Genomic DNA, 12,216 nt, shown 5'->3' with positions numbered 1-12,216 from the left:
GTTCTTCGCTCGCCGCGGATGGCGCGGATTTGGCGGCCGGTGCCGCTGCGGGCGCTTCGGTATTCGTCGCGCCTGCGTTGCTACCGGGCGCGGCAGCCGCCGCGGCGCATGCGCCCGGCGGCAGCGCCAGCGTCATGCCCGCGCAGCCGAGCAGCCATACCGCGCATCGCGCCGCGCGGCCTGCCTCGACCGGGAAAGCGCGCGCCGCCGCGAAGCGCCGCATGCGTGTGATAAGCGTGACTGTCACGGCCGGGTTCTCCACGGCGCGATGCGCAGCAACAGCAGCATGCCGGGCACGGCCAGCGCGGTGCACACGAGGAAGTAGTCGAACCAGCCGATCTTCGCGACGACGTAGCCGCTCGCCGCCGACGCCAGCGTGCGCGGCACCGAGGCGAGGCTCGTGAACAGCGCGAACTGTGTCGCCGTGTAGCGCGGATCGGTGGTGCTCGCGATGTAGGCAGTGAACGCGGCCATCGTCAGGCCGGTCGCGAAGGTCTCGAAGCCGTAGACGAGCGCGAGCGCGACCGAGCGCGGATCGAGCTGCACCGACCAGTCGATGCCGACGAACGCGAGCAGCTTCGTCGTGCCCTGGCTGATTGCGACCGCGATGTCGTAAATCGCGGCGAGACCGGGCGAAGCCGGGCCGAGATGCGCGAGCCATGCGAAGCCGAGCGTCGATACGATCTGCAGCAAACCGAAAATCCACAAGCCGCGGCCAATGCCGATTTTCATCAGCCAGATGCCGCCGACGATACCGCCCGCGAGACTCGCGCCGAATGCCGTGGTCTTCGCGATCACGCCGATCTGCGTGCGCGAAAAACCGATGTCGAGGAAAAACGACGTGGACAGCGTGGTCGCCATCGTATCGCCGAGCTTGTACAGAAAGATGAAACCGAGCACGAAGAGCGCGCCGCGCCAGCCGTCGCGCTGAATGAATTCCCTGAACGGTTCGACGATCGCCTCGCGCAGATTCTTCGGTGGCTTGCCGTGCACCTCGGGCTCGCGCACCAGCAGCGTCATCAGAACGCCCGGCAGCATGAACGCGGCCGTCACGATGAACACGGTGCTCCACGGCAAATGGTCGGACAGAATCAGCGCGAGCGAGCCGGGCACGAGCGCCGCGATCTTGTACGCGTTGACGTGCACCGCATTGCCGAGGCCCTGCTGCGTGTCGCTGAGCAACTCGCGCCGGTACGCGTCGATCACGATGTCCTGGCTCGCGCCGAAGAACGCGACCAGCGCGGTCAATGCCGCAACGGTCCAGATCGATTCGCGCGGTGACACGAAGCCGAGCGTGGCGATTGCGCCGGCCACGAGAATCTGCGTGACCAGCATCCAGCCGCGCCGCCTGCCCGGACGCCAGCCCGGCGGACGCGGCACGTAGCGGTCCATCAGCGGCGCCCAGACGAACTTCCATGTGTAGGGAAACTGGATCAGCGCAAAGAGGCCGATTTCCTTCAGATTGACGCCTTCGGAGCGCAGCCACGCCTGCACGAGATAGACGAGCGTAAACAGCGGCAGTCCCGATGTGAAGCCGAGAAAGACGCAGATCAGCATGCGCGTATTCAAAAACGCGCGCCAGCCGGGATGTTCTTCGTGAGCGGTAAGTGCGGGCGCCTCGTGCGGCGGGTTCGACATGTGGATAACTAAGCTTAGCTTTTCGTGACGCGATAGACCGCAAGACTACCACGCCAGTTCACGCCCCAACGTACCACCTGCCCGTCGTGCAGCACGACGCGATCGAGAATTTCGATGCCGACCTCGGGCGCGAGCGCTTCGAAGTCCTTGATGGTCAGCACCCGCACGTTCGGCGTGTTGTGCCATTGATAAGGCAGCGACTTCGATACCGGCATGCGCCCGTTCAGCACCGACAGCCGATGCGCCCAGTAGCCGAAATTCGGAAACGAGACGATGCATTCCTTGCCGACGCGCACGGTCTCGCGCAGGATCGCGGCGGTCTGATGAATCGTTTGCAGCGTCTGCGACAGGATCGCGAAATCGAAGCTGCCGTCTTCGAAGAGGCGCAGGCCGTCTTCGAGATTCTGCTGGATCACGTTGATGCCGTTCTGCGTCGCCGCGAGCACGCCCGCGTCGTTGATCTCGATGCCGTAGCCCTGCACGTCGAGTTCCTCGTTCAGCAGCGACAGCAGCGAGCCGTCGCCGCAGCCGAGGTCGAGCACGCTCGCGCGCGGCTCGACCCAGCGGGCGATCGCGCGGAAGTCCGGGCGCGACGCCAGGTAATCAAGGGCTCGCTGGTTCATGCGTTCACCTCGTTGGCAATGCGTTCGTAATAGGCGCGCAGCAGGTTGTGATAGCGCGCGTCGTCGAGCAGGAAGGCGTCGTGACCGTGCGGCGCGTCGATCTCCGCGTAGGTGACCGTGCGCTTGTGGTCGAGCAGCGCCTTCACGAGTTCGCGCGAGCGCGCCGGCGCGAAACGCCAGTCGGTCGAGAAGCTCGCGATCAGATACTTCGCCGTGGTGTGCGCGAGCGCGGCGGTCAGGTCGCCGGCGAAGGCCTTGGCCGGGTCGAAGTAGTCGAGCGCGCGCGTGATCAGCAGGTAGGTGTTCGCGTCGAAGTAGTCGGCGAACTTGTCGCCCTGGTAGCGCAGATACGACTCCACTTCGAATTCGACGTCGAAGTTGAAGTTGTAGTCGTCGAGCGCGCCTTCCGCGCGGCGCAGCGAGCGGCCGAATTTCTCGGCCATGTCGTCGTCCGAGAGATACGTGATGTGGCCGATCATGCGCGCGACGCGTAAGCCCCGCTTCGGCTTCACGCCGTGCGCGTAGTAGTCGCCGCCGTGGAAGTCGGGGTCCGACAGGATCGCCGAGCGCGCGACCTCGTTGAACGCGATGTTCTGCGCGGAGAGCTTCGGCGTCGACGCGACCACGATGCAATGCGCGACGCGCTCCGGATACATCATGCTCCACGCGAGCGCCTGCATGCCGCCGAGGCTGCCGCCCATCACGGCGGCAAAGCGCGTGATGCCGAACGTGTCGGCGACGCGCGCCTGGGCGTTGACCCAGTCTTCCACCGTGACGACCGGAAACGTCGCGCCATACGGCTTGCCGGTGGCGGGGTCGAGGCTCATCGGCCCGGTCGAACCGAAGCACGAGCCGAGGTTGTTCACGCCGATCACGAAGAATTTGTCGGTATCGAGCGGCTTGCCGGGGCCGACCATGTTGTCCCACCAGCCGACGTCTTTCGGATTGTCGGCGTAGACGCCCGCCACGTGATGCGATGCGTTGAGCGCATGGCACACGAGCACCGCATTGCTGCGCGCGGCATTGAGCGTGCCGTAGGTCTCGACCATCAGGTCGTAGCCGGCGAGCGAGCTACCGTTGCGCAATGGCAGCGGCTCGGTGAAATGCATTTTTTGGGGAGCGACGATGCCGATGGATTCCATTCATTCCGCCATTGGGTCAACAGGGCGGCTAAACGGCGTCGGCGATGCACGGAGGAGAAGGCTGTGTGCGCAGCTGACGACCTCTTTAGCCGCATTTATAGTGAACCGCGGGCCGTTGGCCAGTGGTTCGCGCGCCCGCAATCGAGTCAGCAAATCGGCGCGTGGAAAGGTGTGAAGCAAGGGGTAAAGCCGGGTGCAGCGTGTTCGGGATGCCTTGGCGCGGTCCGTTGTGCATCGACGGGCCGCGGCGGCATCAGGCGCAAAGTATAGCGGAAAATTCCGCGCGGCAGCGGCGCGGGCAGACCGCGCGGACGACTGAAAGAACTACTGAAGAATCAGCAGCAGTTGCGCCTCTGCGTGTTCGGCGGGCGGGCGCGCGAAACCGCTGCGCACATAGCGGTGCCAGCGGCCGATCACGTAGCTCAGGAGCAGGCTCGCGCGGATCGTGGGATCGTAGCCGGCGGGCAGCGTGGCGTGTGTCGTGGCGTCCGGCTCGGCGGGTTGATCCGCGTGAGCGTGCGCACTGGCGAGTTCTTCCGTTTGCGCGAGCCGCAGGCACTGCTTCAGCGAGGCCTCGACGCGTTCGAGCATCTGGTTCACGCGCTCGGTCAGCCGCTCGTGTTCGCCGACCAGCGCCTCGCAGGTCAGCACGCGCGTCATGCCGGGATTTTTCGCGGGGAAATTGAGCAGCATCAGCGCGATCGAACGCGCTTGCAGCACGCCGTTGCTTTCGTGGCTGGTGATCTGATTGATGAGCCCGAAGAGCGTCTGCTCGATGAACTCGATCAGTCCTTCGAACATTTGCGCCTTGCTCGCGAAGTGCCGGTACAGCGCCGCTTCCGACACGCCGATCCGGGCGGCGAGCGCCGCCGTGGTGATCTTCTCGCCCTTCGGCGCTTCGAGCATGCCCGCGAGCGTTTGCAGGATATGCACGCGGCGCTCGCCCGGTTTCGGGCGCGGCGTACGTGTGGTGGGCGCCGCGGGGGAGCGTTCGGCTAAGGCTTCGTGAGGCTTGTCGATCGGCTGCATGGCTGTCCCCCGGCTGCTGTGGTGGCGGCTTCGTGGCTACTGTCCCGGCTTGCGTCCCTTCCATCGAACCGAGCGGGTGCCCAGTCGTAGCGATTTTAACGAACGAATGCTGTGATCGACATAATGCGGCCGGCCGGTGCCCGGCAGGCGCGTCGGCACGCCGTCCGCGTGCGGGCGGCGCGGCAGGTGGCCGGTGATCCACACCGTGCGGATGCCGAGCCGCCGGTAGTTCTTCAGGTGCGAGCGCGTGTCTTCGACGAGGATCGCGTCTTTCAGCGACACGTGCGCGTCGCGCATTGCGCGGCGCAGCATCGCGTGATCGGGCTTCGCGCGCCACTGGCGGCGGTCGCGCATGTGTTCGATCGCGATCACGCGTTCGAACAGCCGTTCGATGCGCAGTTCGGCCAGCACCGCGCGCGCGTATGCTTCGGGCGCGTTGGTCAGCACGATCTTGCGGCCCGGCAGCGCCGCGACGAGGCGCGCGACGCCGCGTTCGTGGCGGATCATCGAGCCGAGATCGGGGAAGGTGTGCACGACCTTCAGGAAGTCGTGCGCGTCGAGCGGATGGTGGCGTGTGAGGCCGAGCAGCGCGGCGCCGTAGCGCTGCGTGTAGCCGGTGCGCAGACGGTTCGCCTCGTCGATGTCCACGTGCAGCGCGTCGATGATGTACTGCGTCATCCCGTGATTGATCGCCGGGAAAATGGCGTGCGATGCGCGGTGCAGCGTGTTGTCGAGGTCGAACAGCCAGACGGGCTTGCCGCCCGCGATGTCGGGACGGCGGCGCCGTGAAGTGGGGGTGCGCATGGTGGAGACCTTCAGGCGCTGATGGGCGCTTCATGCCGCCAAGGCGGCCGGCCGGTTTGCCGCGGGGAAGCAGGGGAGCCCGGATGCAAGCACGGTGGCGGCACGAGGCGGGCGGTGTTACTCGTGTTGCCGTCCGCCGGTCGTGCCGGCGGGACGAACCGAATGGTTTGCGCGGGCGCCTGTAACGCCGTTGCGGCCACCGCGACCGCTGTTGCGGCATGACCGGCGCGATCCACACAACCGGCCAGCCGCGCCGTCCGGCACACGCGCCGCGTGTGGCCGGTGCTCGGCGCCGGAATCAATGCGAGCGGATCATCGTGCCGAACGGCTGTTCGGTCAGGATTTCCAGCAGCACCGAATGCTCGATGCGGCCGTCGATGATGTGCACCGAGCGCACGCCGCTCTTCGCCGCGTCGAGTGCGGACGAGATTTTCGGCAGCATGCCGCCGGAGATCGTACCGTCTTCGAACAGGCCGTCGATTTCGCGCGCCGACAGATCGGTCAGCAGATTGCCTTCCTTGTCCATCACGCCGGGGATGTTGGTCATCATTACGAGCTTTTCGGCGTTCAGCACGACCGCCAGCTTGCCCGCGACGAGGTCCGCGTTGATGTTGTACGACAGGCCGTCTTCGCCGGTGCCGATCGGCGAGATGACCGGAATGAACGCGTCGTCCTGCAATGCCTTCACCACGGCCGGGTTGATCGACTCGACCTCGCCCACCTGGCCGATGTCCACGTACTGGCCCGGATTGTCGCGATCCGGCATCAGCATCTTGCGCGCGTGGATCAGGCCGCCGTCCTTGCCGGTCAGGCCGACCGCGTGGCCGCCGAAGTGGTTGATCAGCATCACGATGTCCTGCTGCACCTCGCCGCCGAGCACCCATTCGACGACTTCCATCGTCTCTTCGTCGGTGACGCGCATGCCCTGGATGAACGTGCCTTGTTTGCCGATTTTCTTCAGTGCCTGGTCGATTTGCGGACCGCCGCCGTGCACGATGACCGGATTGATGCCGACCAGCTTCAGCAGAATCACGTCGCGCGCGAAGCCCTGCTTCAGGCGTTCCTCGGTCATGGCGTTGCCGCCGTATTTGATGACCACGGTCTTGCCGTGGTACTGGCGGATGTAGGGCAGCGCCTCGGCCAGAATTTCGGCCTTCAGGGTGGGCGCAATCTGCGAGAGGTCGGGAAGCTCGGACATGGCGGCAGGCTCGGGCAGGAAACAGTTAAAACAGCGCGAATTGTACAGGACTGGCGCGCTGCAACAGGGTTTTCCGCAACGGCGCGAGCGACGGGCAGGGCGCGATTGGCGTACCGCACCAGGACCACTTTCGCGGACGAAGCGAGGAGCAAGCTTAACGCGCCTGCATGACGGCTGTGAATCAGCCGGATGGCCGATGCACCGGCGCTGCCGATCGTGGCATCATTTCCCGAGCGATGCCTTTGGGGGCGTCCTTCCGCAATCCTCTTCCGGTCTGCAATGAACGCATCTTCTTCCGTCCTTTCCGGGCACAGCGCGCGCTGTTCGCGCTGCGGTAGCGCATTCGACTGCGGCATGCATGCGCAGCCGTTCGATTGCTGGTGCCGCGAGTTGCAACCGCTGCCGGCCGAACGGCTCGATCCGGCGAGCCGCTGTCTGTGCCCGGAATGTCTGGTCGCGGAGATCGCGCGCGCGAGGCAAGGAGAGTCCGGGACCGAGCAACGCCGATGATGCACCGAATCACCAACACCGGCCGGGTCAATCTCGGTCATCTGTTCTGGCTGCGCAGCCTCGCGATCATCGGTCAGCTGGTGACTATCGCGTTCGTGCAGATCTTCATCGGCGTGAATCTGCCGTTGCCGGCGATGCTGCTCGTCATCACGCTCGAAGTTCTGTTCAACGCGCTCACGTGGTGGCGCGTTGCGCAGCAGCGGCCCGAGTCCAACATGGAGCTGTTCGGGCAAATATGGGTCGATCTCGGCGCGCTGTCCGCGCTGCTGTTTCTCTCGGGCGGCACGACTAATCCGTTCGTTTCGCTCTATCTCCCTTCGCTCGCGATCGCCGCGGCCGTGCTGCCCTGGCGTCTGATGGCCTGGCTCGCGGCATTCGCGGTCGCCTGCTATGCGGTGCTCGGTTTCGATTCCGTGCCGCTCAATCTCGACAATCCCGCGAACCTGTTCGAGTACTACCGCGCCGGCATGTGGGTCAACTTCATGGTGAGCGTCGGGCTGATCGCATGGTTCGTCGCGCGCATGTCGCGCGCGCTGCGGCTACGTGACGCAGCGCTCGGAGAAGCGCAGCAGCGCTTGCTTCACGACGAACGCGCGGTCGCGCTCGGCGTGCAGGCGGCTACCGTGGCTCACGAAATCGGCACGCCTCTGTCTACAATCGCCATGTTGTCCGAAGAATTGCGCGACGCGGCGCGCACCGACGCGGGACTCGCGCCCTACAGCGCCGATCTTGAACTGCTCGAGCAGCAGATGACGCTCTGCACGTCCGCGCTCGCGCGCCTGCGCAGCCGCGCAACGACCACGACGAACCGCCAGCCGGTCGGCGAATGGCTCGAATCGTTTGCCGAGCAGTGGCGCCTGCGTCATCCGCACGTGAGGTTCGAGCGGATCGGCGCTCCGCCCGCGGACGTGAGCATCGACGATACGGTCGCCGTTGGCCAGATCCTGACGATCCTGCTCGATAACGCCGCGCGCGCGAGCCGCGATCACGTCACGCTGTCCTGCGCGCTCGCGGCGCGCGGCGATCAGATCGAGTTCGACGTGTGCGACGCGGGCCCGGGCATTCCGGCCGCGTTGCGCGGCTCGCTCGGCGCGATGCCGGTGGAGAGCACGCAAGGCGGACACGGTGTGGGGCTGTACCTGGCCTTCTCGGCGGCGGCGCGTCTGCGGGGCTCGATCGAGCTGACCGATGTCAAGGCGGCCAAACCGCGCGGCACGCGCGCGGTGCTGCGGCTGCCGCTGGCCGGGCGCAAATTTTCCGGCGCGAGCCCACGAGGCGCCGCGCCATCCAATAGGGAGAAACAGGCATGAGCGAAAAGAATTTTCTGGTGATCGACGACGACGAAGTGTTCTCCGGCATCCTTGCGCGCGGTTTGACGCGGCGCGGCTACACCGTGAGCGAAGCGCACAACGCGGACGAAGCGATCAGGCTGGCGAATCAGCAGAAGTTCAGCGAGATCACGGTCGACCTGCATCTCGGCGACGATTCCGGTCTCACGCTCGTGGCGCCCTTGCGCGATCTGCAACCCGATGCGCGCATGCTCGTGCTGACCGGCTATGCAAGCATCGCGACCGCGGTGCAGGCCGTGAAGGACGGCGCGGACAACTACCTCGCGAAGCCCGCGAATGTCGAGACGATTCTGTCGGCGCTGCAAAGCGAGGCGAGCGCGGTGCAGGCCGAAGAAGCGATCGAGAATCCACAGCCGCTGTCGGTTGCGCGGCTCGAATGGGAGCATATCCAGCGCGTGCTCGCGGAAAACGGCGGCAATATTTCGGCTACGGCGCGTGCTTTGAACATGCATCGGCGGACTTTGCAGCGCAAGCTCGCGAAGCGGCCGGTCAGGCAGTAGGCGGTACGGTAGGGCGAGGCGCGCGCGCTCGGCGTGGCGCGCGCGGTTCGAGGCGCTGCGACCACGTAGTGATGGTGAGCGGCATAAAACAAAACGGGCTGCCTTGTTGAAGGCCGCCCGTTTTTTCATGCATCGGCTTCGAGCGCGATTACGCGATCACAGCACGTAGCGGGACAGATCTTCGTCTTCCGCGACTTCGTTCAGCGCGCGATCGACATACGCCGCGTCGATCTGCACCGTGCGGCCCGAATGATTGCCGGCCGAGAACGACACTTCTTCGAGCAGTTTTTCGATGACCGTATAGAGACGCCGCGCGCCGATGTTCTCGGTCTTTTCGTTCACCGAGTACGCGATTTCGGCGAGACGGCGAATGCCGTCGTCGGCGAATTCGAGGTGCACGTCTTCGGTGGCGAGCAGTGCCTGGTATTGCTTGACGAGGCTCGCATCCGTCGAGACGAGAATCGACTCGAAGTCGTTGACCGACAGCGAATCGAGTTCGACGCGAATCGGGAAGCGCCCTTGCAGCTCGGGGATCAGATCGCTCGGTTTGGCGAGATGGAACGCGCCGCTCGCAATGAACAGGATGTGATCGGTCTTCACCATGCCGTACTTGGTGTTGATCGTCGTGCCTTCGACGAGCGGCAGCAGATCGCGCTGCACGCCCTGACGCGACACCTCGCCGCCGCTGCCTTCGTTGCGCGACGCGATCTTGTCGATCTCGTCGAGAAACACGATGCCGTTCTGCTCGACGTTCTGCACCGCCTTGGTCTTCACTTCCTCGTCGTTCAGCATCTTGCCGGCTTCTTCGTCGGTGAGCACCTTTAGCGCTTCCTTGACCTTCATCTTGCGGCGCGTCTTCTTGCCGCCGCCGATGTTGGCGAACATCGAGCGGATCTGCTCGGTCATGTCTTCCATGCCCGGCGGCCCCATGATGTCCATGCCGACCTGCGGCTGCTCGACGTCGAGCTCGATTTCCTTGTCGTCGAGCGTGCCTTCGCGCAGGCGCTTGCGGAACGTCTGACGCGTGGCGCCGCCCTCGTCGGCGGTGTCGGTCGCGCCCGAACCCGAGCCGAAGCCGACCGCGCGCGCGCTCGGCAGCAGGATGTCGAGAATGCGGTCTTCGGCGAGGTCGCCGGCCTTGGTGCGCACCTTGCGCATTTCGGTTTCGCGGGTCTGCTTGACCGAGATTTCGATCAGGTCGCGCACGATGCTGTCGACGTCGCGGCCCACGTAGCCGACTTCGGTGAACTTGGTCGCTTCGATCTTGATGAACGGCGCGTCGGCGAGCTTGGCGAGGCGCCGCGCGATTTCGGTCTTGCCGACGCCGGTCGGTCCGATCATCAGGATGTTCTTCGGCGTGATTTCCTGGCGCAGCGGCTCTTCGACCTGCTGACGGCGCCAGCGGTTGCGCAGCGCGACAGCCACGGCTTTTTTCGCGCGGCCTTGGCCGATGATGTGTTTGTCGAGTTCGGAGACGATCTCGGCAGGGGTCATGGTGCTCATCGTGGGTCCTTACTCGATTGTCTCAATGACGCGGTTGTGGTTCGTGTAGATGCACATGTCGCCGGCGATTTCGAGCGACTTTTCCACGATGTCGCGCGGCGAGAGTTCGGTGTTGTCGGCGAGCGCCTTCGCGGCTGCCTGCGCATACGCGCCGCCCGAGCCGATCGCGCAGATGCCGCCTTCGGGGTCGAGCACGTCGCCATTGCCGGTGATGACGAGCGTGGTGGTGGCGTCCGCGGTAATCAGCATGGCTTCGAGGCGGCGCAGCATGCGGTCGGTGCGCCAGTCTTTGGCCAGCTCGACGGCCGCGCGCGTGAGATTGCCCTGATGCTTTTCCAGCTTCGCTTCGAAGCGATCGAGCAGCGAGAAGGCGTCGGCCGTGCCGCCGGCGAAGCCGACCAGCACCTTGCCGTTGTAGATGCGCCGGACCTTCTTCGCGCCGCCTTTCATGACGATGTTGCCGAGGGTCACCTGGCCGTCGCCGCCGAGCGCGACCTTGTTGCCGCGGCGCACGGAAACGATCGTCGTGCCGTGAAATTGCTCCATATGCGTTCCTCTTTGCAAAACGGGTAGGACGCGATAGCGCGGCGCGCTACCGCATGAATCCTGTCAGCGGACGGCGCGCCGGCCGGCGCGCTCGTGAGCGCATGTCCGGTCTATTTTAGGGCGTGCGCGCCCATATCAAGATCGGCCAAAAGGCATAGGACGAAAAACAGGAAGCGTGGCGCGAGGGGGGCGCGAACGGCGGGCCGGGCACGGCGGCGGCTCGCGGCGGGAAGGTGGTGGCACCGGAAGGACCGCACCGAATGGACGACAAAAAAGACGACACCAAAAGAAAAGGCGCACGGCTTACCGTGCGCCTCTCGACGAAGCAGCGTTGTGGGGCGCGCGGCCGCAGCCCGCGCCACTGGCGTTCAGTCGCCGAACAGCTTCTGGCGCAGTTCGCGGCGCTCCTGGGCTTCGAGCGACAGCGTGGCCGTGGGCCGCGCGAGCAGACGCGGAATGCCGATCGGCTCGCCGGTTTCTTCGCACCAGCCGTAATCGCCCGCCTCGATGCGCGCGATCGATTGCTGCACCTTCTTCAGCAGCTTGCGCTCGCGGTCGCGCGTGCGCAGTTCGAGCGCATGCTCTTCCTCGATCGTCGCGCGGTCGGCCGGGTCCGGCACGATGACCGTTTCGCGCAGATTTTCGGTCGTCTGGCCGGCATTGCGGAGAATGTCCGCCTGCAACTGTTCGAGCCTGTTCTTGAAGAAGGCGAGCTGATCCTCATTCATGTAATCCTTGTCGCTCATCTTCAGGATTTCGGCTTCGGTCAAGAGTCGTTTCGTCGTCATCTGGCTTACTTCTTCAATGTGGGGCAAAACTCTTACATAGTGCCCGCACTCTCGTATTGCCCGCACAGGCATTGCGCGGACGCACAGCGCCGGGTGGCCACGAACGTTGGGCTGTCGTGACGCCGAAGCGCCTCGCGACCACGCGCCGGGCGTTGCTAGCTACGCCGCTGCGGGGCCGAACTCCTCTGGAAACCGATTCTCACATGCTCCCGAGGCATCGCTTGCCGGCAAGCGCGTGCCCTTTCGGGCCATGCTCGCCGACGTTTTCGGCGTGTCTCCGGACAAGATTTTCCGGCGCCATTTCAGGCCCGCCGCGGGATACGCGCGACCGGGCAATTCGTTGTCATTCTCCAGTGGGCCCGTATTGTAACTGAATCACAATACGGCACCGCAACTGGCGGAAATCTGTCTGTGGCGCATTGATATCCTGAAAATATAACGCGCACAAGGCCAAAAAGCGATGGTCGTGCGCTGTTTGATACAACAGGGTTTTCACGCGCTTTTCATACTATTGGCTTTCGACTGGCTTGGGCACCGCCGAGCCGTGCTTTTAGCAGAGGATTGCGGCCCGGTGCCGCGGTGCGCG

General features: G+C 65.0%; 12 protein-coding genes and 1 pseudogene. 3 read left to right on the top strand and 10 right to left on the bottom strand.

The features are described from left to right. From G3N58_RS09840 to argB, 7 genes and pseudogenes are all read right to left on the bottom strand, one after another. Positions 1-247, bottom strand: a pseudogene (locus G3N58_RS09840) (short-chain dehydrogenase); the annotation flags it as partial. After that, positions 244-1,638 (bottom strand): AmpG family muropeptide MFS transporter, encoded by a 1,395-nt coding sequence (locus G3N58_RS09835; RefSeq protein ID WP_205999053.1) that lies wholly within the window; start codon positions 1,636-1,638, stop codon positions 244-246. The pseudogene G3N58_RS09840 and the gene G3N58_RS09835, both read right to left, overlap by 4 nt. Positions 1,639-1,652: 14 nt before the next feature. After that, on the bottom strand, positions 1,653-2,261 hold the full coding sequence (gene metW / locus G3N58_RS09830) for a methionine biosynthesis protein MetW (protein WP_167042152.1): 609 nt from the start codon (positions 2,259-2,261) through the stop codon (positions 1,653-1,655). Continuing rightward, the gene (locus tag G3N58_RS09825; protein ID WP_167042154.1) at positions 2,258-3,403 is read right to left on the bottom strand and encodes a homoserine O-acetyltransferase; all 1,146 of its coding nucleotides are present in this window, start codon (positions 3,401-3,403) and stop codon (positions 2,258-2,260) included. The genes metW and G3N58_RS09825 overlap by 4 nt, the downstream gene beginning before the upstream one ends. A gap of 324 nt (positions 3,404-3,727) precedes the next feature. Then, positions 3,728-4,432, bottom strand: coding sequence for a nucleoid occlusion factor SlmA (gene slmA, locus G3N58_RS09820; RefSeq protein WP_205999052.1), 705 nt, complete (start codon positions 4,430-4,432; stop codon positions 3,728-3,730). Between the two features lie 36 nt (positions 4,433-4,468). Beyond that, entirely contained in the window at positions 4,469-5,236 is a 768-nt protein-coding gene (locus G3N58_RS09815; RefSeq protein ID WP_205999051.1) for a pyrimidine 5'-nucleotidase, read from the bottom strand. A 298-nt stretch (positions 5,237-5,534) separates the two neighbouring features. Continuing rightward, positions 5,535-6,434, bottom strand: a complete 900-nt coding sequence (gene argB, locus G3N58_RS09810; protein ID WP_167042160.1) for an acetylglutamate kinase — start codon at positions 6,432-6,434, stop codon at positions 5,535-5,537. Positions 6,435-6,713: 279 nt separating this feature from the next. Here argB and G3N58_RS09805 point away from each other — a divergent pair, with 279 nt between their 5' ends. From G3N58_RS09805 to G3N58_RS09795, 3 genes are read left to right on the top strand one after another with little or no spacing between them, the layout of a single operon-like run. After that, positions 6,714-6,944, top strand: coding sequence for a cysteine-rich CWC family protein (locus G3N58_RS09805; RefSeq protein WP_167042501.1), 231 nt, complete (start codon positions 6,714-6,716; stop codon positions 6,942-6,944). Continuing rightward, positions 6,944-8,254 carry an ATP-binding protein gene (locus G3N58_RS09800; RefSeq protein ID WP_205999060.1) on the top strand — a complete coding sequence of 437 codons (1,311 nt, stop codon included), beginning with the start codon at positions 6,944-6,946 and terminating at the stop codon, positions 8,252-8,254. Before G3N58_RS09805 ends, G3N58_RS09800 begins: the two co-directional genes overlap by 1 nt. Continuing rightward, positions 8,251-8,793: a response regulator transcription factor gene (locus tag G3N58_RS09795; RefSeq protein ID WP_167042162.1), complete on the top strand. Its 543-nt coding sequence runs from the start codon at positions 8,251-8,253 to the stop codon at positions 8,791-8,793. Before G3N58_RS09800 ends, G3N58_RS09795 begins: the two co-directional genes overlap by 4 nt. 156 nt (positions 8,794-8,949) lie before the next feature. On the opposite strand, the gene hslU is transcribed toward G3N58_RS09795, so the two are convergent. The 3 genes from hslU to dksA form a co-directional block, all read right to left on the bottom strand. Next, entirely contained in the window at positions 8,950-10,296 is a 1,347-nt protein-coding gene (gene hslU / locus G3N58_RS09790) for an ATP-dependent protease ATPase subunit HslU (RefSeq protein ID WP_167042164.1), read from the bottom strand. A gap of 9 nt (positions 10,297-10,305) precedes the next feature. Further along, on the bottom strand, positions 10,306-10,842 hold the full coding sequence (hslV, locus tag G3N58_RS09785) for an ATP-dependent protease subunit HslV (protein WP_013088078.1): 537 nt from the start codon (positions 10,840-10,842) through the stop codon (positions 10,306-10,308). Positions 10,843-11,210: 368 nt separating this feature from the next. Then, positions 11,211-11,630, bottom strand: coding sequence for an RNA polymerase-binding protein DksA (gene dksA / locus G3N58_RS09780; protein WP_008923580.1), 420 nt, complete (start codon positions 11,628-11,630; stop codon positions 11,211-11,213). Positions 11,631-12,216 lie beyond the last annotated feature (586 nt).

Origin of the sequence: Paraburkholderia sp. Ac-20342, from assembly GCF_017104985.1 — a bacterium.
GTDB lineage: Bacteria > Pseudomonadota > Gammaproteobacteria > Burkholderiales > Burkholderiaceae > Paraburkholderia.
This window is presented reverse-complemented; position numbering and strand designations above follow the sequence as displayed.

What these genes read in the sequence shown, in the direction of transcription:
- G3N58_RS09795 (WP_167042162.1), top strand. Translation starts at nt 8,251, where the DNA reads ATGAGCGAAAAGAATTTTCTGGTGATCGACGACGACGAAGTGTTCTCC.
- hslU (WP_167042164.1), bottom strand. Translation starts at nt 10,296, where the DNA reads ATGAGCACCATGACCCCTGCCGAGATCGTCTCCGAACTCGACAAACAC.
- G3N58_RS09815 (WP_205999051.1), bottom strand. Translation starts at nt 5,236, where the DNA reads ATGCGCACCCCCACTTCACGGCGCCGCCGTCCCGACATCGCGGGCGGC.
- metW (WP_167042152.1), bottom strand. Translation starts at nt 2,261, where the DNA reads ATGAACCAGCGAGCCCTTGATTACCTGGCGTCGCGCCCGGACTTCCGC.
- G3N58_RS09835 (WP_205999053.1), bottom strand. Translation starts at nt 1,638, where the DNA reads ATGTCGAACCCGCCGCACGAGGCGCCCGCACTTACCGCTCACGAAGAA.
- hslV (WP_013088078.1), bottom strand. Translation starts at nt 10,842, where the DNA reads ATGGAGCAATTTCACGGCACGACGATCGTTTCCGTGCGCCGCGGCAAC.
- dksA (WP_008923580.1), bottom strand. Translation starts at nt 11,630, where the DNA reads ATGACGACGAAACGACTCTTGACCGAAGCCGAAATCCTGAAGATGAGC.
- slmA (WP_205999052.1), bottom strand. Translation starts at nt 4,432, where the DNA reads ATGCAGCCGATCGACAAGCCTCACGAAGCCTTAGCCGAACGCTCCCCC.
- argB (WP_167042160.1), bottom strand. Translation starts at nt 6,434, where the DNA reads ATGTCCGAGCTTCCCGACCTCTCGCAGATTGCGCCCACCCTGAAGGCC.
- G3N58_RS09800 (WP_205999060.1), top strand. Translation starts at nt 6,944, where the DNA reads ATGCACCGAATCACCAACACCGGCCGGGTCAATCTCGGTCATCTGTTC.
- G3N58_RS09805 (WP_167042501.1), top strand. Translation starts at nt 6,714, where the DNA reads ATGAACGCATCTTCTTCCGTCCTTTCCGGGCACAGCGCGCGCTGTTCG.
- G3N58_RS09825 (WP_167042154.1), bottom strand. Translation starts at nt 3,403, where the DNA reads ATGGAATCCATCGGCATCGTCGCTCCCCAAAAAATGCATTTCACCGAG.